We start from the raw sequence: 19,132 nt of genomic DNA, 5'->3' as shown, positions 1-19,132 counted from the left end.
CAGGAAAATGACCGGCTTTATCGAATACTATTTTAGTGACGATAAAGCTGGTCTTCTTTTTGACATCATAGACATCTGAGATCAAGGTAGGGAGGAGGAGCGCTAATGGACGAGGAACAACAAAAGAGAAGCGTTATGGTTGACATATATGGTACCAACTATAAATTAATGGGCAGCACCAGTCCGCATTATATTAAGGCAGTGGCCGCTCATGTGAATGAGCAGATGCACAGCATATCCCGGCTGAATTCCCGGCTGGATTCCATGAAAATAGCCGTGCTCGCCGCAGTGAATATGGCGGATGAATATTTCAAAATGAAATCCGATGCCGAGCATCTGAGCGGAATAGAAGCCAAATATGAGGAGCAGCTCGAGGAAGTGCGGAAGCTGACCGAATTGGCCGACAAGCTCAAGGTTGAGGTCGGACAATGGCGGGAACGGGAGGCGGAATGGAAAGGAACCCGGAACCGGCTGGAGGCTGCCGTCGCCAAGCTGGAGAGTGAGCTCAGGGAGGCGGAGGAGAGCGGCCAGATTCAGCGTGCGCGTCTGGAAGAGCTGGAGACGGAGCAGAATCGGCTCTATTCTGTGCTGAATGCGACAGAGGAGGCGGCAGAGGGCTACAGGGAACGGATCAGCTCGCTGGAGGCAGACTGCCGGCAGCTGCAAACGGCATTGGACGAGGCCGCAGGGGCGGAAGCAGACATGAAGGAGAAGCTTGCTGCCGTCCAGGAGCATTCCGCCCGGCTGGAGACGGCTTTGGCTGAATCGCAGGAAGCCGGAAGGCGGCAGGCGGCCCGTGTCGAAGAGCTGACACAGGAAGTGGACAAGCTCCAACGCGGTCATGAAGAGCATGGCAAGCTTGAAGCTGCATGGGCCGAGGAGCGCAAAGAATGGGAGGGCCGGGTCGAGAAGCTGAAAGGCGATCTGCAGCTTGCCGAGGAGAATGCTCAGAGCCAGACGGACTGGATCGCTCTTCTCGAATCCGAAAGGATGCAGCTTGAGACCTCCTTCCAGCAGGCGAAGCAGGCTGAGCATAGCTTGAAGGAGCAGGCTGCGGCGAAGGATGAGGAAATCCTCCGTCTGGAAGGCGAGCTCCGGCAAGCGAAAGAATCCGCGCTCAGCCAGCAGGAAGAGGCGGCCGTGATGAAAGCTACCATCGAAGAGCTGCAGGCCTCCGTCCGCCAGTCGAAGGAAGCCGAGCAGGGCCAGGCCGGCTTAATAGAAGAGCTCCGTGCAGAATTAGAGAATCTGCGTCAAGAGGAAGCCGCTTGGAAAACTCAGCAGACCGGCTGGCAGGAAGAGAAAGAACGCCTGGAGAAGGAAAAGCTTCAGTTGGAGACGGAGCTGAAGGAAGCGAGCGAGTTAAAGAAACTGCAGCATAGCCGAATTACTTCTTTAACCTCGGAGAAAGACAAGCTGCAGGCTTCTCTCAACACTGCAGCAATTAACGAAAAGACCCGGCAGGAGCAAATTGCTGCTTTGCAATCGAAGATAGAGAGCCTTAGTAAGGAAATGGGCGAGTTACAAAATACGGCTCAAGCCGCTAAGGCTGCCGAACAGAAGACCCTCGAGCGTGCAGCTTCATTAGAGGAAAACATTCGCGCTCTCGAAACGGAGCTTCTCGAGGCGATGACGTCCGGTCAAGAAGAGAAGGAGCGTGCGGCATCGCTGGAGGAGAAGCTTCGCACACTGGAGTCGGAGCTTGCCGAGTTGAAGAGAACCAGCAAGGAGGAGAAGGATCAAGCCGCCTCCTTGAAGGAGCGAGTTCACGTATTGGAGTCCGAACTGCTCGAGGCGAAGAAATCGGGCCGGGAAGAGCAGGAGCGTGCAGCTTCATTGGAGGAAAACATTCGCGTTCTCGAAACGGAGCTTCTCGAGGCGATGACGTCCGGTCAAGAAGAGAAGGAACGTGCGGCATCGCTGGAGGAGAAGCTTCGCACACTGGAGTCGGAGCTTTCCGAGTTGAAGAGAACCAGCAAGGAGGAGAAGGATCAAGCGGCCTCCTTGAAGGATCAAGTTCGCGTATTGGAGTCCGAACTGCTCGAGGCGAAGAAATCGGGCCGGGAAGAGCAGGAACGGACCGCTTCGTTGGAAGAAAGCATCCATGCCCTGGAAGCAGAGCTTCTGGAAGTGAAGGCAACGAGCAAAGAGGAGAGGGAACGTTCTGTCTCCCTGGAAGAAACTATCCGGCTGCTGCATAACGATCTGGAAGCATCCCATAGAGAGCGGCAGCTGCGGGATCAGCAACTGGAGGAGCTCAATCGCGAACTGGAACGTCTGCGGCGTGAGGACCGGGAATGGAAAGCCCGCCAATCCGAATGGACGGAGGAGAAGGTCGCGATCGAGGATCGTCTGAGAAAGCAGCAGTCCGAGCTGGACAAGCTCCGCAGAATCGAGATGCAGGGCCGCAGTGAGGTTGCCTCCGCTCAGGAAGAGCTCGCCTCGATGAAGGAATTTTTCGAGGAATGGGAGCTGGAGCAGCAAGAACGTGAGGAAGAGAGGAAGCGGCTCCGTCAGGAGGTTGAGAGCCTCCGTAAGGAAATTAGCGCAGCAGCCGAGAAGGAAACGGGACAAGCCCTTCTGGCGGAAGAGCTCAGTCAGGAAAATAAACGTCAATTGCAGATCATTGAGCAATTAAACGAGCAATTGGCGAATGAGAGGGCTTTGCGCGAGAAAGAGCAGAATAAGGAACTGGAAGAAAAGTACCGGCTGCTCGAGATTGAATACGAGAAATTGAAGAAAGAATATAATGAATGGATCGAGCTGGTGATTGATGAAACCGGCCCGAAAGCCTAGCGTGCGGACCGATGATGAATATTATCGATTTGATAGCTGCCGTCACGGTGATCGCCTCCTTCGCGGCCGGTTTCCGCAAAGGGTTGATCAGCCAGTTGGTTTCGGTCCTTGGCTTGGTGGCCGCCTTGCTGGCGGCCTTTTTCCTTTATGACAAGGTGGCCGCTTATCTGGCAGAGTGGATCCCTCTCAAGACGTTTACCTCTAATTCCAACTATGAATTTTTGATAAGCCATTATCGGCTTGAAACTTATATTTACAACGCGATAGCTTTTGCCGCTGTATTTCTGATCGTCAAAATCGCCTGGTCGTTCCTGGGGAGGGTGCTTCATGTAGTGGCGAAGGTACCGGGACTCAACGGGTTGAACCGATGGTTGGGGGCGATCTTAGGTATGCTGGAGGCCACCCTAATTCTGACTTTGATGGTGTATGTTCTTATGGCCATCCCTTCGGATTCTCTTCAGCGGGTGTTGGGGGAGTCGAGGGCCGTTCCTTACCTTATTCTTTGGCCTCCTATAGTTTTGGAGAAGCTCCCGGAGTTCTTTTCATTTACGCCTGAAAATGCTTAGTATACGCCTCTCGAATAGTCTTTCTAGAGGCACAAATGAGCGATAGCTTGATGCGGACGAGTGCTCACTTGAGGATTGATTCCTTGCCCGCTTTCCCGGATCGCGATAGAGCTGGCCAGCCGCCTTAGTTCTCGCCTTTTTGTAGAAAAAAATCGTACAGATGGACACACAGGTTTACCTTTATATTGCAGCTAGCGCTGAGCAAATAAAAAACCGGGGAACACCGCCCCGGTTTACTTAAGCACATGTAACAACATGTGCTTTTTCTGTCTATGGATTACTCTTCAACAATCAGCTTGGACTTCATTGTCGCGTGTCCTTGCCCGCAAGGAATGTTACAGATAATGTCATAAGTTCCGGCTTTGTCTGCCTTGAAATAATCGGTGGTATTACTGTTGTCCAGCTTGATTTTCGCACCTTTGATTTCAATTCCGTGGATACCTTCTTGATTATCGAGGACAATTTTGAGGGTATCGCCTTTTTTCACTTTATACTCGGATTGATCAAATTGGAAATTGGTTGCGACTAATTTAAGCTCGGTAGCATTCGCTTTATCCTCTTCGCTAATTTTGCTTCCGCCCCCGTCTCCTCCTCCGCAAGCGGCAAGAACGGAAATCATGACTGCGGCCATCAGTAACCCCATTATTTTTTTCATCGGGTTTCCCTCCCATAAATGTTTCTGTTACAACACTAATCATACCTCCGGGAGGAAAATTTTTCAGTGACAAATCGGTGAAGCCTTTGTGACAAAACTGGCACAAACACCAAGTGATCCGCGGGAGAGAACCCTCGGACCACTTGTGAAGTACTTGCTATAAGGTCAGGAGCGCGCCCGGCCTCCCCTGTCGAATGGAGTGGCAATCGGAATAAACAGATCGATAATTCCGATAACCAAAGCAGCAAGAATGGCGCCAAGAATAGTTACGGATACGCCCCCGACGACAAATTGAGCCAGCCAAATAATCAATGCACTGACAAGAAATCCGACAATTCCCCGCCCGAATGGGGTAATTCGTTTGCCGAAAATTCCTTCGATAATCCAGCCGGCAAGGGCAATGACCAAGGCCAGGAAAAAAGCGCTCCAAAAGCCGCCAACCGCAAAATTGGGAACGATCCATCCGACAACCATCAATACGAGTGCCGAGACGACAAAACGGATCAAATGGGCAAAAAAGCTTCTCATAAGCTTAACCTCCTTTATTCAACATATGGTTCCTCAAGAGCTGGGATGTAGGCAGGAAATGTCGAATTCACTAATTAGTGTTCCGCTTTTTTGATAAACTATCATAGGGATTGCCTCCCTAATACCGGAAAGATTATGTATAAACGTTTTGCTTAATGGCTAATCGTTTTTGGATTCGCTATAATAAAGGATAATAATCGGGGAAGAGGGTTTCACGATTGAATGATAAAATTCTTCAAACACTTGAATATTATAAAATCATCGGCCGCCTGGTCGGATTTGCTTCCACCTCGCTGGGTAAGAGAAGGGCCGAGGAGCTTCGGCCGAGCGGAACTCTGGGCGAAGTGAAAACCAGGCTTCAGGCCACCGACGAAGCCGTGAAGGTGGAGAGGTTGAAGGGTCCCGCTCCATTCGGCGGGATCCGCGATGTGAAAGAGGCGGTGAAACGGGCGGTTATCGGAGGCGTGCTGAACCCGGCCGAGCTGTTGGACACCGCCAATACATTAAGCGGAGGTCGAAGGCTTCAGCGTTTCATTCTGGCGGTTCATGAGGATGAACCGGTCCCGCTGCTTGCTGCCGCCGCAGATAGGTTTATCGAGAATCGGGCGCTGGAGCAAAGCATAATGTCCTGCATCAACGAACATTCCGAAGTGATGGATTCCGCCAGTCCGGAGCTGTACCGCATCCGGCAGGAGCTGCGAACGGGGGAAGCGCGAGTCAGGGAACGGCTGGAGCAAATCATTCGCACTCCATCCACCCAGAAGATGCTGCAGGACCCTATCATCACCATTCGCAATGATCGTTATGTCATTCCGGTCAAGCAGGAATACCGCAACCATTTTGGCGGGATGATTCATGATCAGTCGGCCTCGGGAGCAACCTTGTTCATCGAACCGGAATCGATTGTCCAGATGAACAACCGGCTAACCGAGCTGAAGCTGAAGGAAGAACGCGAGATCGAAATCATTCTGCGCAGACTTTCTGCCGAGGTGGCCGAATTTGCGGATGAGCTGCTCGACAATCTCGAGGCTCTGGCCGAGCTTGACTTTATCTTTGCCAAGGCAGGTCTTGCCAGGGAGATGAAGGCTTCGCTGCCTCTGATGAACGATAGGGGCTTCCTCAAGCTGAAGAAGGGAAGACATCCCTTGATTGACAGGGATGCGGTTGTGCCTCTCGATGTGGAGCTCGGCAATCATTATACTTCCGTTATCATTACGGGTCCGAACACCGGAGGGAAGACTGTCACGCTGAAAACCATCGGCCTGCTAAGCCTTATGGCCATGTCAGGATTGTTCGTTCCGGCGGAGGACAGCAGCCAGCTATGTGTCTTCGATGCCATCTATGCGGACATTGGCGATGAGCAAAGCATTGAGCAGAGCTTAAGTACGTTCTCCAGCCATATGACGAATATCATCAGCATACTGCGGGATATGACTCCCAAGAGTCTGGTGCTGCTCGATGAGGTCGGGGCGGGAACCGATCCTGCGGAAGGTTCGGCACTGGCCATAGCCATTCTGGAGCACATTCATGCGATGGGCTGCCGGATGGTGGCGACGACCCACTACAGCGAGCTGAAGGCTTATGCTTACGAGCGTAAAGGAATTATTAATGCCAGCATGGAATTCGACATTCAGACGCTTAGTCCGACTTACCGGCTGCTCGTTGGAGTCCCGGGACGAAGCAATGCCTTCGCCATTGCGTCGAGGCTGGGTTTGAGCAAGGCAATTATCGATCACGCGCGTGCTCAGGTCAACGAAGAGGATCAGCGGGTCGAATCGATGATCGCGACACTGGAGGAGAACCGGCTGACGGCGGAAGCCGAAAGAAGAAGCGCAGAGCAGCTTCACGAGGAAGTGTCTGCCCTCCGCAAGGAGCTTGAGGAGCAGCGCAGCCGCTTCGAGGAGCAGAGAGCCCGCCTGCTGGCCAGAGCGGAGCAGGAGGCGGCCGAGGCCGTTCACAAGGCCCGGAAGGAAGCCGAGGAAATTATAGCCGACCTGCGCAGGATGGCTATGGAGGAACGGTCTGCGGTCAAGGAACATAAGTTAATTGAAGCGAAGAAGCGGCTGGAGGAAGCCGCCCCCCGATTGAATGAGAAAGGGCATCGAATCGCTGCTTCAAAGGGGACATCCTCCAGGCCGATAGAGGCCGGGGACGAGGTTCTCGTCCACAGCTTCGGCCAGAAGGGGCACGTTGTCGAGCTGAACGGAGACAGCGAAGTGACCGTCCAGTTGGGCATCATGAAAATGAAAGTGGCCAGATCGGACGTCGAGCTGGTTTCCTCTTCGGCAACGAAAAAGCCTCAGCAGACAGTGGTAACGGGAGTTAAACGGACCCGTGATGATAATGCCCGGATGGAGCTGGATCTGCGCGGTAACAATATCGAGGATTCGATTATTGAAGTGGACCGCTTCCTGGATGAATCTTATCTCGCCAATTTCACCCAAGTTTACCTTATCCATGGCAAAGGAACCGGTGCATTGCGAGCCGGAATTCAGGAATTTCTGCGAAAGCACCGGCTGGTCAAAAGCTACCGCCTTGGAAACTACGGGGAAGGCGGAAGCGGGGTAACTGTGGTGGAATTGAAATAATATAAGCTAAAAATTTTTCGCCGAATTTGAAACTATCGATTTCTTTACACGTATGAAGTAGTAATGAAACGATAAACTAAAAACTTTTTATAATAAGGGGAGGAACTAAACATGGGAATTTTCAAGCGTCTCCGTGATCTGACTGTCGCATCTATTAATGATTTGCTTGACCGTGCGGAAGATCCTGTCAAGATGTTAAACCAATTTTTGCGGGATATGGAACAGGATATCATTGAAGCCGAAGCTGCCGTCGCCAAGCAAATTGCCGTAGAGAAGAAGTTCAAGATGCAGTACGAAGAGGCCGAAGAACTGGTCAGCAAGCGGGAAGCCCAAGCCTTGAAGGCATTGGAGCAAGGAAATGAAGATCTGGCCCGCCGGGCATTGCAGGATAAGAAAGATCATCAAACCCGTTTCGAGGAAATGCAAAAGCAGTATACGATTGCTAAAGAAAATGCGGACCGTCTGCGTGCTCAGTTGAATGAAATGAAGAACGAGTACGGCAAAATGAAAAACAAGCGCGATCTGTTGATCGCCCGCGCGGAAGCTGCGAAGGCACAGAAATCGATCAACCGTGCCATGTCCGGATTCAATTCCGACAGTGCTTCCAAAGGATTCGACCGCATGTCGGAAAAAGTGCTGCAAATGGAAGCGGAAGCTCAAGCAAGCCAGTCGCTGCGCGATTCCAGCCGTTCTCTGGATGATGAACTGTCCAAGCTGGGCAGCAACGAGATTGAGGATGAGCTTGCCGCTCTGAAGGCTAAATTACAGGACAAGAAAGCGGAATAAAACGATCATCCCCCGGAAACGGCCGCCCGATGGTATGGACTTGAAATTCGGGCTGCTGATCCCATCTGGTGATGCAGGGCACGCTCGGGAGGAATACTCCGGCACCTTGGCCATAGATACTGGCCGCAGCCGCAGCCGGCTAAAGGGTGTAAATAGAGCTAAGCCACCAGGCTGTAAGCAAGCCGGTCAGTAAGAGGGCTGCAATACCGTCTTTGGGATAGGGTAGGGACATCATTGTTGGAAGGACTGGGGATTTAAGATCTCCAGTCTTTTCTACCGTTATTCATGAAGACTTGATGCCTGTAAGGGAGGATATTATGAACAAAGAGGTGGATCGACTGTTGGCTAACCCTTATTTGGAAACGCTCGCTTTTTATTCCGTTACGATTCTGGCTCTTGTTGTCTTTCTGGCGCTCTGGAATCTGGTGACGAAATATAATGTATGGGAAGAAGTTAAGAAAGGAAATCTGGCAGTTGCCCTGGCCACGGGCGGCAAAATTTTCGGGATATGTAATATTTTCCGGTTCTCCATGCTGAATAACGATACTTTGTTCGAGACGATTATCTGGTCGTGCTATGGCTTTGTCTTACTGCTTGCGGCATACTTTATCTTCGAACTTCTGACTCCCCGATTCAAAATCGACGAACAGGTGAAGCAGGATAACCGGGCGATCGGCTTTATTTCGTTCGTGATCTCGGTTTCCATATCCTACGTGGTCGGAGCCAGTGTAACCTAATTGATGCATAACTTAAGCGTGGGCAACCAATATGACATTGACATTACATCGATAAAGGAGAAGCAGCATATGAAGTATTTATGGGGCACTCTTTTTGCTCTGGCATTGGTTTTTTTGGCGGCGGGGATTTATTATTTTATTAAATACGGTTAATCTACGAGGAGAAGTCATAACTAATCTATAGGAAAGAACGGAGGACTCGCTGCTTTGGATACTAACCATCAGCCTACGATCTGTCCATGGTGCCAGTCGGAAATTGTATGGGATCCGGAAATCGGCCCGGAAGACGAATGCCCCTATTGCTTTAATGAATTGAAGGACTACCGCAGCATAACCTTAACTCTGGGGGACGATGAGGATGAAGCCGGGGAAGAGGAGGCCGCCGGTCCCGCTGACGAGGAAGCTCCGATTTGGGAAGACTGGGAGGAAGACACGGCAAGGGATCTCTATGCCGAGAATGTGGAAAGCTGCATTGACCGTCAGGAAGAGGCTCCGGAATGCTCCCATTGCCGGGAATTGATGCTTTATTCGGGAGTCTATACCGTGACCGGGCCGCAATTCACCCCTGCCCTTCCGGCCGGCTGGACTAGCGGCTTTCTGTCCGCGCCCTTTCAGATGAATATCTATCTGTGTCCCTCCTGCTTCAAAACGGAAATGTTCCTGTCGGAGTCGGACCGATTGTCGGTGATTAAGGCCTTCCGGGAGAAGGAAAGCGATTGACACTCTCGCATATCGCTGCTTGAACCTTGGCTGCATACGTGGAAAAGGAATGGGTAGTTGAGTTGGGAAGCCACGAGAAAAGCTGCAAGCATAAATTCCTGGTTCCCGTTATTCATTCGTCGTTGAAAGCAACCTCCGGAAGCTTGAATGGGATATTTGATGTTGTACCCACCTTTGCTTGACGCGCAAAGGTGGTTTTTTTTGTTTGTTAGAGCCTGATCGAAGGGACTGTATGCCATTTTTCCCCAATCCGTATAAAGACACTCATCTTTCCCGTCCCATTTGGGAATGTTAAGGAAAGTCGATTCAACGCCATTTTACCAGGGACAGGTGAATTCATGCATAATCGAGTAAAACCAGGGGCTGTCGGCCACGATGGCATGGAGTTCAAGGAAGAGTGCTTTGAACAGGATAAACAGGAGACAAGACCCCGGCTATCGGCCCAGTGTAAGCTGCTTTTGTTGGTCAATGGATTGTTTGCTACAGCCAATGCATTATCCGGAACATTCGTTAACGTCTACTTATGGAAAGTGAAGAACGATTACACAATGATTGCTACATTTGCCATAGCTCAGCAGGTAACCACGGCTCTGTTATTCTGGCTGGCGGGTAAGTGGATCAAGGAATATAACAAAATGAACGCGCTCAGGGCGGGAGTAGCCATATCCGCCATTTTTTATTCCGCGGTGCTGTGGGCCGGTGTCAAGGCGGTGGATTACGTGATTTGGCTGGGGGCCATTCAAGGCATTTCCGCGGGATTATTCTGGTCGGCCTTTAACGTTATTTATTTCGAAGTGACCGACCCTGACAACCGTGACCGGTTTAACGGGTGGGCCGGGCTGCTCGGATCGGCGGCCGGAATGATCGCCCCCTGGGTATCGGGTTTCCTGATTACTAGAATGCAGGACACGGCAGGTTATCGGGTCATTTTCACCATTTCGCTCATTATATTTGTAGTCGCGACGATTTTCAGTTTTTTCCTGAAGAAACGGAAGCCTCTCGGGAAATATCTGTGGTTCTACGGCCTGCATCAGCTTAGAAAACAAAATCACCCCTGGCGCAAAATAGGCTTGGCCATGACGGCCCAAGGAGTCAGGGAAGGGGTCTTCAGCTTCATTATCGGTTTGCTGGTTTATATTTACACGAAGAATGAGATGAAGCTGGGCAATTTCTCATTAATTACGTCTGCCGTCGGATTATTCGGTTTTATGGCGGCAGGCAGGCTGCTAAAGCCTCAATACCGCAGATGGGGGATGTTTGCCGGAGTTGTTATGATGATTGCGGTCATTTTGCCGTTTTTCTGGCAGGTCAGCTACTTCACTCTGCTTCTGTTTGGAATAGGGACGGCTTTGTTCATTCCGCTGTACTCGATCCCGACCACCTCCGTTGTCTTTGACATTATAGGTCAAAATCAGGAAAGCGCAGAACGCAGAGTCGAGTATATTGTGCTGCGTGAGCTGGCTCTCTGTCTGGGCAGAATATTGGGGGCGCTGGTTTTTATCGCGGTTGTCTCCAGAACGACGGCCCCGCTTGCGATGAACCTGCTGCTGCTCGGAATCGGCAGTTCTCCGTTGATCGTATGGATACTGCTTCGCAGCTGGCTGGGGGTCGTCAAGCCTAAGGAAAATAATGCCTAGCCGAAGATTTTGGCCATTTTCGCAGACTGAAGCTTTAGGGGCTCTTCCCTTTAGCTTGACCCCTAAAAATAAAGCCGATAAAATTAATGGGCATACAATGAATTTGGAGGCAATAAGTTTTAGCCTGCGGGGACTATTTCTTGACCTTATTTTCAAAAGGGAGCGGATACTATGGCTGTTAAAATGGCGGGATCGATTACGGAGCTGATCGGAAATACTCCGGCTGTGCGATTAAATCGGCTGGCTTCGGAGCAGGACGCCGAGGTATATGTGAAGCTGGAATCCTATAACCCGAGCGGAAGTGTGAAGGACCGGGCCGCTTATAATTTGATTCTTCAGGCGGAGAAGCAAGGAAAGCTTGCACCGGGGGCCACGATTATTGAGCCGACGAGCGGCAACACGGGAATCGGACTCGCTATGAATGCCGCAGCCAAGGGCTATCGGGCAATACTGGTGATGCCGGATAATATGACGAAGGAAAGAATCAATTTGCTTAAAGCCTATGGAGCAGAGGTTGTCCTGACCCCGGCTGCGGAAAGAATGCCCGGTGCGATCCGCAAGGCCATGGAGCTGAAGGAGCAGATTCCCGGCAGCTTCATTCCCCAGCAATTTGAAAATCCGGCCAATCCGGATATTCATAGAACAACGACGGCGCTCGAGATTATCGAGCAGACGGAGGGCAGGCTGGATGTCTTCGTTGCCACAGCCGGAACCGGAGGGACTATAACCGGAACAGGGGAAGTGCTGAAGGAGCATATTCCGGGTATACGGATTGTCGTAGTCGAGCCTAAAGGCTCCCCGGTTCTGTCAGGCGGCCAGCCCGGACCTCACAAGCTGGTTGGAACCAGTCCAGGCTTCATCCCTCCGATTCTCAACACCGGAATTTACGATGAGATCGTGCAGGTGGAGGATGAGAATGCACTGGGCACGGCCAGATTGCTGGCCTCCAGGGAAGGGATTCTGGTCGGACCGTCAGCGGGAGCCTCCGTATGGGCGGCCTTGCAGTTGGCAAGAAGAATGGGCCAAGGCAAGAGGGTGCTGTGCATTGCTCCGGATACCGGGGAACGCTACTTGAGCATGGATGTCTTTTAAAATGGCCTCGGGATTTGATCCTGGGTTTTTTGGCACATAGTAATCTTTAAATTCTTTACAGTGTTAATAGGGTGCAGAACATATATTTCATCGGTAAACACGCCCGTCCTAAGAACGGCGATAGCCGCTTATCCTTGGAAAAAACCGTGCCTATTCTAAAGCGATTATGCAGGTCTTTTTAGAGAAAAGTCGTCACATACCTGATTCTAGAGCAATAATGCACGTCTTTGGAGCGATTTTTGCGAAATGGCCCCATTTTGTGAAAAAGACCTGCACATTTGAGCGTCTTTCGCCTTCTTTTCGGAAAAGGGTACGATTTTAATGTATTTTTGCTCGTCTTTGCGTTATCTTTACCGATCCGGATGCGATGCTGGCTTTCCCTCAGGGCGTAATGTATAATCCCTTTTCGAAACAAATTCAGGGAGAGAGACCGCCTAAGAGGAAGGTTTTAGACACTGACCCTGTATGTCAGGATTGCCGGCGGAAAGGCGCAGTAAACGAGGTCGGTGCAGCGTTCAAAATTTTCATCCCCGATGGTGACTGACAGGACATGCAGGTTTGTGTTATTTTGCTTTGCACGTTCTGCTCGTTCGTTGTATAGTGGAACTATCATTTTTTAACTGGAGGGGGCCCGCGAATGAACAAACTGAAACTGCAAATTCTGGAATTGCTCAAGGAAGATTCCAGAATAGGCGCCGATTTGATTGCGACCATGCTGGGGGCGAAGCAAGCGGAGGTGGAAGCCGCCATCGCCGAGCTGGAAGAGGAGAAGGTCATTGTCAAATACGCGACAGTGGTGAACTGGAGCAAGGTCAACGATGATAAAGTGACGGCCCTGATTGAAGTGCAGATTACTCCGGAACGGGGGCACGGCTTCGACGCAATCGCCGAAAGAATTTACTTGTATCCCGAAGTGAAGTCCGTATACTTGATGTCGGGAGCCTATGACCTGCTGGTTGAGGTGGAGGGAAGAACGCTTAAGGAGGTCGCCTCTTTCGTCTCCAACAAGCTTTCGCCGATCGACCGGATTTTATCGACGAAAACTCATTTTATTCTGAAAAAATATAAACAGGACGGTATTATTTTCGAAGACAACGACGAAGATCACCGTCTCCTGATTTCGCCATAAAGGAAGTATCCGTTATGACCAAGCAAAAGGAAATGCATCAATACTTGTCACCGCTTGTCCGGGAAATCCCGCCTTCGGGCATCCGTAAATTTTTCGACCTTGTCAGCGCGAGCAAAGACATAATTTCACTTGGAGTTGGGGAGCCCGATTTCATCACTCCCTGGCACGTCCGCGAAGCAAGCTTTTATTCCCTGGAAAGGGGCAAGACGCAGTACACTCCGAATGCCGGACTATATGAGCTCCGCGAAGAGATAGCCAATTATTTGCATACCGGATTTCATCTGACGTATGAACCGAAGGACGAAATCATTGTTACGGTCGGGGGCAGTGAAGCGATCGATCTCGCTCTGCGGGCGCTTATTACGCCGGGCGATGAAATATTGATCCCCGAACCCTGCTATGTGTCCTATTCGCCCATTGCTTCGATCGGGGGAGGAATTCCGGTCGGTATAGAGACATTCGCCAAGGATCAATTCAAGTTGACGCCGGAATCGCTGAAGGCGAAGATCACTCCCCGTTCCAAGGTGCTTGTGCTCTGTTACCCGAGCAATCCGACGGGAGGAATCATGACCCGGGAAGATTGGCTGCCGATTGCCAAGCTGGTAGAAGAGAACGATCTGATTGTAATTTCCGACGAAATTTATGCGGAATTAACCTATGGTCAGAAGCATGTCAGCTTCGCATCGCTGCCGGGCATGAAGGATCGTACCATCCTCGTCAGCGGATTTTCCAAGGCGTTCGCCATGACCGGCTGGAGAATGGGATACGCTTGCGGTCATCGGGATCTGATTCAGGCGATGCTGAAAATTCATCAATATACCGTCATGTGTGCTCCCGTCATGGGCCAAGTGGCCGCAATAGAGGCGCTTAGATACGGTTTGGAAGAGAAGGACCGGATGGTCGAATCCTATAATCAGAGACGCAGGCTGGTAGTACGGGGCTTCCGGGAAATCGGTCTGGATTGTCACGAGCCGCAAGGGGCCTTCTACGCCTTCCCCTCGATCCAATCGACAGGACTGAGCTCGGAGGAATTTGCCGAGAGGCTCCTGCGGGAAGCAAGGGTGGCTGCTGTGCCGGGCAATGTTTTCGGATTGGGAGGCGAAGGGTTCATTCGCTGCTCTTACGCCACGTCTGTAAGCCAATTGAATGAAGCGTTGGATCGGATAGGCAAGTTTTATGAGAAGCTGCGGAAGTAATAATTTTCCATGGGCCAGATTTCTTTTTGCGCCTAAATATGGTATTGTTTAAAGTAGAAGAAAAGCGTTATTCTTTCTCTTCATGCTACCAAAGGGGGAATGATTATGACTGCTGCTTACCTGAATTCGGCTCCGTATCACAACCTTTTGCTTCGGGAGAAGGATTCGCATTTAAGATGGGTGACCGAACCCGCCAAGCCATCTAACGCTCTGCTTGTTCTGGAAGAAGAGATTCGGGTTTTGCGCATGCAGATGGAGCAGATGTACATGGAAGAACCTTGTTTCAACAATTCCTCCATATTGGAGATTAGCAGACTGCTGGATAAGAAAATAAACTTATATCTGGAAATGATAAGAGCCGAGGGCTGATAAGCCCGGCTCTTTTTTTCCTGCTTAATGGACAGAAAGCGCCCCCATAGAGAGAGTATAATCTCGCTAAAACGATTTCTTCGGAACAGACTCTGTGCTATCATAGTTTTGATGCGACTTTAGTGGGGGGAGAAACGTTGAAAGCGAAGCTGGGAATAGCATGGAAGCTAATCGCGGTGCTAGTTTTGGTAGTGGTGCTGAGCGCCTGTGGAAGAGAGAGAGCGGATGTCACCATCTTCATTCTGCCGCCGGGGGGAATGGACTCCTCTGTAGCGGAAACATTGGAGAATTTCGTTCAGGACAAAGTAGGGGAAACCATGTCCGTGGATCTATTCTCCAGTCCGATCTTCGACCTTAACAAGCTGATGGTCGAAATCGCCGCCGGGGATAACGACATCATGGTTCTTCCGGAAGAGCAATTCAAGGTGTTTGCCGAACAGGGAGGCCTGCCGGGTATGGACGATCTGTTCCGTCCGGAGGATTATCCCGAAGGGGTGCTCGAAGCGCCGAATGACGAGGGCAAGCTTGAGAAAAAGCTGTACGGAGTACCGGTGAGCAAAACGGAATGGCTGCAATCCGTCGGCTACAAAGGGGCGGAAATGTATGCCTTTATCCACCCTCGGGCCAAGGATAAGGACAAGGCGGCGGAAGTGTTGAAGAAAATAATGGAATCCTAGCATAGTACGCAATTGTTTTTGAGCTGATAGATTCTGCGAAGTCATGCAGTATCGCATGTATCGTTGTAATCCGTTAACGGTAGATAATAATAGACTTGTAACTTGGGGGCGCTTCCCCTATAATCTTCTAAGAGAATATAGCTTGAATAATTGAATGGACATGTAATGCCTGCAGGTCCCGCGAACGCCATCCGCGTCCGGGTTAAAAGGGAAGCCGGTGCAAATCCGGCACGGTCCCGCCACTGTAAAATGGGAGAGTCTCATTAGGCCACTGTTGAATCCAACGGGAAGGCGAGATTTACCAACCCCATAAGTCAGGAGACCTGCCTGCAAGGTGAAGCTGAAGAAATCCTTCGAGGAAAAGGAAACCGGCTGATCAGGATGATGGGGTTCATTTGTTATCCCCTTGGATCGCTGCGCCATTATGCCCTCTATCGAACGGATGGAGGGCTTTTTTCATTTAAAGCGCGGCCAGAAAAAAGCAAGTCCCTGTTCATCAAATTTTACTGCATATAGCGGTTAGACCTTTAAAAGGATTGTCATAGAAGATTTCGTGAGTCATTTCACGATGTTCTTCTTAGGGCTGCATCATAGGTTCCGGGCGAACGGCCCGGGGGCACAGGGAAGTCATTCATCGTTTCAGGCTCTTTCTCAAAAAAAAGAATAGGCGCTGTAGACAAAAGGAGAGGAAGACAATGAGTCAAGGACGGACCGCAAAGCAGATGATGCGGACAATGACAGCTCTGCTTCTGATGGCCATGCTGGCTGTCGGGCTGCTGGGCTGCGGAGACAAGCAGCAGGACCCGAAGGGCATGAGCGATCCGGCTAAAGTGCAGGACGAGAAGGGTAAGGAAAATCAGGCGGATGGTGATAAGAAGCCTGATTCGGGGGATAAGTCTGACGATGGGAAAGCGAAAGCCGGACAAACCGAATATCCGATGAAAGTTACGGATGCTTCGGGGACGGAACTGACATTCGATAAAGCTCCTGAACGGATTGCTTCTCTGGCCCCGAGCGAGACGGAAACCTTGTTTGCGATAGGAGCGGGAGATCAGGTTGTCGGCGTGGATCAATGGAGCAACTACCCCGAGGAAGCGGCGGCGAAGCCGAAGATCGGTTCTTTGGAGACTAACCTGGAGGCTCTTCTGGCCACGGAACCGGACTTGGTGGTCGCTGCAAGCAGCAACAAAAAGGTCATTGATAAAATTCGCGAAATGAATGTTCCGGTCTATTTCTCCGCACCTAAAACTTTGGATGAAGTGATCGAAAAAATCGAGACGATGGGCCTCATCATGAACAAGCAGGAAGAGGCCAAGAAGGTGGCCGAGCAGATGAAGGCCGACCGGCAGAAAGTCGTAGACGCCGTCAAGGATGCACCGGCCAAGAAGGTCTACATGGAGTTCTCCCCGGGCTGGACCGTGGGGGAAGGGGAGTTCATGGATGAGCTGGTCAAGCTTGCCGGCGGAACGAATATAGCCGCAGGGGAGAAAGGCTGGTTCCCGATCGATCCGGAGAAGATCATTCAGGCTAATCCGGAAGTCATTCTGTATGCCGAAGGCGGAGGAATGGAATCGATTCTCGAAGAAATCAAGAAGCGTCCGGGTTGGGATCAAATCGATGCGGTCAAGAACGGAGCTCTATATCCGATTGATAAAGATATTATCAGCCGGGTAGGTCCGCGTTTGACGGAAGCGCTGCTTGAAGCGGCCAAGGCGATTCATCCGGATCTGGTGAAATAAGATGAAAGCGAAGCTGTTTGCTTATGGAGGAGGAGCCCTTATGCTCCTCCTGCTTTCCGTTACACTGAGCTTATCCTTCGGCTCGGCCCAAGTGCCGATAGGCGATGTGTGGAGGATTCTGTTCCATGCCATCCCGGGCATAGGAGATTCGATCCAGCCCGACTGGTCACCGTCCGATGAATCGATCATTCTGAAGGTCCGATTATCGAGAGTTGTGCTTGCCATCCTGGTAGGAGCATCGTTAGCCATAGCGGGGGCGGGCTTTCAAGCCGTACTGCGGAATCCGTTGGCTGATCCCTATACGCTTGGAGTCGCTTCAGGCGCCTCGGTGGGGGCGGCTTTCATCATTCTGTTCGGGCTGCAGACCTTTATCGGCCAATGGTCCATTCCGGTCGTTGCCTTTACTACCGGGATGACGACCCTGTTCATCGTTTACAAGCTGGCCAGCACCCAGGGGAAATCGCAGCTGGAAACCCTTATTTTATCCGGGGTGGTCGTGCAGGCTTTTCTCGGGGCATTCGTATCCTTCATGGTTTCGCTGTCCGGAGAGGTCGTGAACGAAATCCTATACTGGTTAATGGGCAGCCTCTCGATGCGGAACTGGGATTATTCCCTGCTGCTGCTGCCTTATTTGGGAGTCGTTGTGGTCATTCTGATCGGCTTCAGCCGGTCGCTGAATCTGCTGGCCCTGGGCGAACGTCAGGCAGCACACCTGGGAGTGCACGTGGAAAGGACCAAGCTGATCGTGCTGGTAGTCTCCACCTTGGTAACGGCAGCGGCGGTATCCGTATCGGGAGTCATCGGCTTCGTCGGACTGGTCGTGCCTCATCTGGTCCGTTTGATCGTAGGGCCCGATTACCGGATCATCATTCCCATCTCGACCATTGTCGGCGGTATTTATGTGCTGTGGGCCGATACGATAGCTAGAATCGCCCTGAGTCCGAGGGAGATCCCGCTCGGTGTAGTAACCGCCATTATCGGGGCGCCATTCTTTGCTTATCTGCTGAACAAGCATAAACATAAGAGCCGGGGGTGAATCCGATGATTGAAGTGAACGGTGTGAATAAAGCATATGGGAAAAAACAGGTGCTGCAGGATATCGGATTTCACGTTGCCCAGGGGGAGTTCTTCGGCATCATCGGGCCGAACGGCAGCGGCAAATCCACTCTGCTTAAGCTGATTTCCGCTCTGGAGCCGGCGGATACGGGAGCCATCAAGCTGGACGGCCGCGATGCGCGTAGCTACTCACGCAAGGAGCTGGCCCGCTGGATGGCCGTACTGCAGCAGGACGCTCTACCACCCATCGGCTTTAAGGTGCGAGAAGTGATCGAAATGGGGCGGTATCCTTTTCAAAACTGGCTCGGCGATGAGAAAGACGACAGCGGGGCGGTCATTGCTAAAATTATGGAACGGCTGAACTTGAATGCTCTTGCCGAGAGGTCGCTGGAGCTGTTAAGCGGAGGAGAACGGCAGCGGGTTGCCTTGGGCAAAACGATGGCGCAGCAGCCACGGCTGCTGCTGCTGGACGAGCCCACCACCTTCCTTGATATCGGCTATCAGGTGCAGATGATGGATTATGTGAAAAGATGGCAGACCGAGGAACGACTGACGGTGGTCGCTGTTCTTCATGATTTGAACCTCGCCGCCCAATATTGCGACCGGATGCTGGTTCTGCATGAAGGCCGAATGGTCCGCATCGGGGCCCCTCATGAAATGATGACGGGCGAGCTCATCCATGAAGTTTATGGAACGATGCCTACGGTCATAAGTCATCCCCGGAGCGGCATCCCGCAAATTTTGCTCAACCCGCACAATCCCGCGGAGGAGTATTGATTATTAACTCAACTTTCGCAGCTTAAATTCGGCAGATAGGCCTTGATGTAGCTGGGTAAACCAGCAAACCATTGTTGGAGTTGC

Annotated in this window: 17 protein-coding genes and 1 riboswitch; of the genes, 15 read left to right on the top strand and 2 right to left on the bottom strand. The window is 51.4% G+C overall.

Going from position 1 to position 19,132, the window contains the following annotated elements:
- Window positions 1-105: 105 nt before the first annotated feature.
- The gene (zapA, locus tag ACTHRH_RS14185) at window positions 106-2,796 is read left to right on the top strand and encodes a cell division protein ZapA (protein ID WP_440416139.1); all 2,691 of its coding nucleotides are present in this window, start codon (window positions 106-108) and stop codon (window positions 2,794-2,796) included.
- Window positions 2,797-2,807: 11 nt separating this feature from the next.
- A complete protein-coding gene (locus ACTHRH_RS14180) occupies window positions 2,808-3,362 on the top strand; it encodes a CvpA family protein (protein WP_379289309.1) in 555 nt (184 codons plus the stop codon).
- A 277-nt stretch (window positions 3,363-3,639) separates the two neighbouring features.
- On the opposite strand, the gene ACTHRH_RS14175 is transcribed toward ACTHRH_RS14180, so the two are convergent.
- Both ACTHRH_RS14175 and ACTHRH_RS14170 read right to left on the bottom strand, forming a co-directional pair.
- Complete coding sequence (locus tag ACTHRH_RS14175; RefSeq protein WP_379291678.1) at window positions 3,640-4,017, bottom strand: cytochrome C oxidase subunit II; 378 nt, start codon at window positions 4,015-4,017, stop codon at window positions 3,640-3,642.
- A gap of 165 nt (window positions 4,018-4,182) precedes the next feature.
- A complete protein-coding gene (locus ACTHRH_RS14170; protein ID WP_144939961.1) occupies window positions 4,183-4,545 on the bottom strand; it encodes a phage holin family protein in 363 nt (120 codons plus the stop codon).
- Window positions 4,546-4,763: 218 nt separating this feature from the next.
- Between ACTHRH_RS14170 and ACTHRH_RS14165 the strand changes: the two genes are divergently transcribed.
- From ACTHRH_RS14165 to ACTHRH_RS14105, 13 genes are all read left to right on the top strand, one after another.
- On the top strand, window positions 4,764-7,133 hold the full coding sequence (locus ACTHRH_RS14165) for an endonuclease MutS2 (protein ID WP_440416135.1): 2,370 nt from the start codon (window positions 4,764-4,766) through the stop codon (window positions 7,131-7,133).
- A gap of 111 nt (window positions 7,134-7,244) precedes the next feature.
- Window positions 7,245-7,919 carry a PspA/IM30 family protein gene (locus ACTHRH_RS14160; RefSeq protein WP_144939965.1) on the top strand — a complete coding sequence of 225 codons (675 nt, stop codon included), beginning with the start codon at window positions 7,245-7,247 and terminating at the stop codon, window positions 7,917-7,919.
- A gap of 317 nt (window positions 7,920-8,236) precedes the next feature.
- Entirely contained in the window at window positions 8,237-8,656 is a 420-nt protein-coding gene (locus ACTHRH_RS14155; RefSeq protein ID WP_440416133.1) for a DUF350 domain-containing protein, read from the top strand.
- A 207-nt stretch (window positions 8,657-8,863) separates the two neighbouring features.
- Window positions 8,864-9,376, top strand: coding sequence for a hypothetical protein (locus ACTHRH_RS14150; protein WP_440416131.1), 513 nt, complete (start codon window positions 8,864-8,866; stop codon window positions 9,374-9,376).
- A gap of 338 nt (window positions 9,377-9,714) precedes the next feature.
- Entirely contained in the window at window positions 9,715-11,013 is a 1,299-nt protein-coding gene (locus ACTHRH_RS14145; RefSeq protein ID WP_144939971.1) for an MFS transporter, read from the top strand.
- A gap of 171 nt (window positions 11,014-11,184) precedes the next feature.
- Entirely contained in the window at window positions 11,185-12,105 is a 921-nt protein-coding gene (gene cysK, locus ACTHRH_RS14140; protein WP_379291686.1) for a cysteine synthase A, read from the top strand.
- Window positions 12,106-12,742: 637 nt separating this feature from the next.
- Complete coding sequence (locus ACTHRH_RS14135; RefSeq protein WP_144939975.1) at window positions 12,743-13,234, top strand: Lrp/AsnC family transcriptional regulator; 492 nt, start codon at window positions 12,743-12,745, stop codon at window positions 13,232-13,234.
- A gap of 14 nt (window positions 13,235-13,248) precedes the next feature.
- Window positions 13,249-14,430: an aminotransferase class I/II-fold pyridoxal phosphate-dependent enzyme gene (locus tag ACTHRH_RS14130; protein ID WP_440416128.1), complete on the top strand. Its 1,182-nt coding sequence runs from the start codon at window positions 13,249-13,251 to the stop codon at window positions 14,428-14,430.
- A gap of 105 nt (window positions 14,431-14,535) precedes the next feature.
- The gene (locus tag ACTHRH_RS14125) at window positions 14,536-14,799 is read left to right on the top strand and encodes an aspartyl-phosphate phosphatase Spo0E family protein (protein ID WP_144939979.1); all 264 of its coding nucleotides are present in this window, start codon (window positions 14,536-14,538) and stop codon (window positions 14,797-14,799) included.
- Window positions 14,800-14,936: 137 nt separating this feature from the next.
- The gene (locus ACTHRH_RS14120) at window positions 14,937-15,476 is read left to right on the top strand and encodes a hypothetical protein (protein WP_144939981.1); all 540 of its coding nucleotides are present in this window, start codon (window positions 14,937-14,939) and stop codon (window positions 15,474-15,476) included.
- A gap of 157 nt (window positions 15,477-15,633) precedes the next feature.
- A riboswitch (cobalamin riboswitch) is annotated at window positions 15,634-15,821 on the top strand.
- A 350-nt stretch (window positions 15,822-16,171) separates the two neighbouring features.
- Window positions 16,172-17,215: an ABC transporter substrate-binding protein gene (locus ACTHRH_RS14115; RefSeq protein ID WP_186328442.1), complete on the top strand. Its 1,044-nt coding sequence runs from the start codon at window positions 16,172-16,174 to the stop codon at window positions 17,213-17,215.
- Between the two features lies 1 nt (window position 17,216).
- On the top strand, window positions 17,217-18,251 hold the full coding sequence (locus ACTHRH_RS14110; RefSeq protein ID WP_144939983.1) for a FecCD family ABC transporter permease: 1,035 nt from the start codon (window positions 17,217-17,219) through the stop codon (window positions 18,249-18,251).
- Window positions 18,252-18,256: 5 nt separating this feature from the next.
- On the top strand, window positions 18,257-19,048 hold the full coding sequence (locus tag ACTHRH_RS14105; protein WP_186328443.1) for an ABC transporter ATP-binding protein: 792 nt from the start codon (window positions 18,257-18,259) through the stop codon (window positions 19,046-19,048).
- Window positions 19,049-19,132 lie beyond the last annotated feature (84 nt).

It is taken from the genome of Paenibacillus sp. SAFN-117, from assembly GCF_051966115.1.
Classification (GTDB): Bacteria; Bacillota; Bacilli; order Paenibacillales; family NBRC-103111; genus Paenibacillus_L; species Paenibacillus_L residui.
Note: the sequence above shows the minus strand (reverse complement) of the source record. Positions and strands in the feature narration are given on the sequence as shown.

Bases quoted from the DNA above. Each gene is read 5' to 3' on its own strand.
- zapA (WP_440416139.1), top strand. From the start codon at position 106: ATGGACGAGGAACAACAAAAGAGAAGCGTTATGGTTGACATATATGGT.
- ACTHRH_RS14180 (WP_379289309.1), top strand. From the start codon at position 2,808: ATGATGAATATTATCGATTTGATAGCTGCCGTCACGGTGATCGCCTCC.
- ACTHRH_RS14175 (WP_379291678.1), bottom strand. From the start codon at position 4,017: ATGAAAAAAATAATGGGGTTACTGATGGCCGCAGTCATGATTTCCGTT.
- ACTHRH_RS14170 (WP_144939961.1), bottom strand. From the start codon at position 4,545: ATGAGAAGCTTTTTTGCCCATTTGATCCGTTTTGTCGTCTCGGCACTC.
- ACTHRH_RS14160 (WP_144939965.1), top strand. From the start codon at position 7,245: ATGGGAATTTTCAAGCGTCTCCGTGATCTGACTGTCGCATCTATTAAT.
- ACTHRH_RS14155 (WP_440416133.1), top strand. From the start codon at position 8,237: ATGAACAAAGAGGTGGATCGACTGTTGGCTAACCCTTATTTGGAAACG.
- ACTHRH_RS14145 (WP_144939971.1), top strand. From the start codon at position 9,715: ATGCATAATCGAGTAAAACCAGGGGCTGTCGGCCACGATGGCATGGAG.
- cysK (WP_379291686.1), top strand. From the start codon at position 11,185: ATGGCTGTTAAAATGGCGGGATCGATTACGGAGCTGATCGGAAATACT.
- ACTHRH_RS14135 (WP_144939975.1), top strand. From the start codon at position 12,743: ATGAACAAACTGAAACTGCAAATTCTGGAATTGCTCAAGGAAGATTCC.
- ACTHRH_RS14130 (WP_440416128.1), top strand. From the start codon at position 13,249: ATGACCAAGCAAAAGGAAATGCATCAATACTTGTCACCGCTTGTCCGG.
- ACTHRH_RS14125 (WP_144939979.1), top strand. From the start codon at position 14,536: ATGACTGCTGCTTACCTGAATTCGGCTCCGTATCACAACCTTTTGCTT.
- ACTHRH_RS14115 (WP_186328442.1), top strand. From the start codon at position 16,172: ATGAGTCAAGGACGGACCGCAAAGCAGATGATGCGGACAATGACAGCT.
- ACTHRH_RS14110 (WP_144939983.1), top strand. From the start codon at position 17,217: ATGAAAGCGAAGCTGTTTGCTTATGGAGGAGGAGCCCTTATGCTCCTC.
- ACTHRH_RS14105 (WP_186328443.1), top strand. From the start codon at position 18,257: ATGATTGAAGTGAACGGTGTGAATAAAGCATATGGGAAAAAACAGGTG.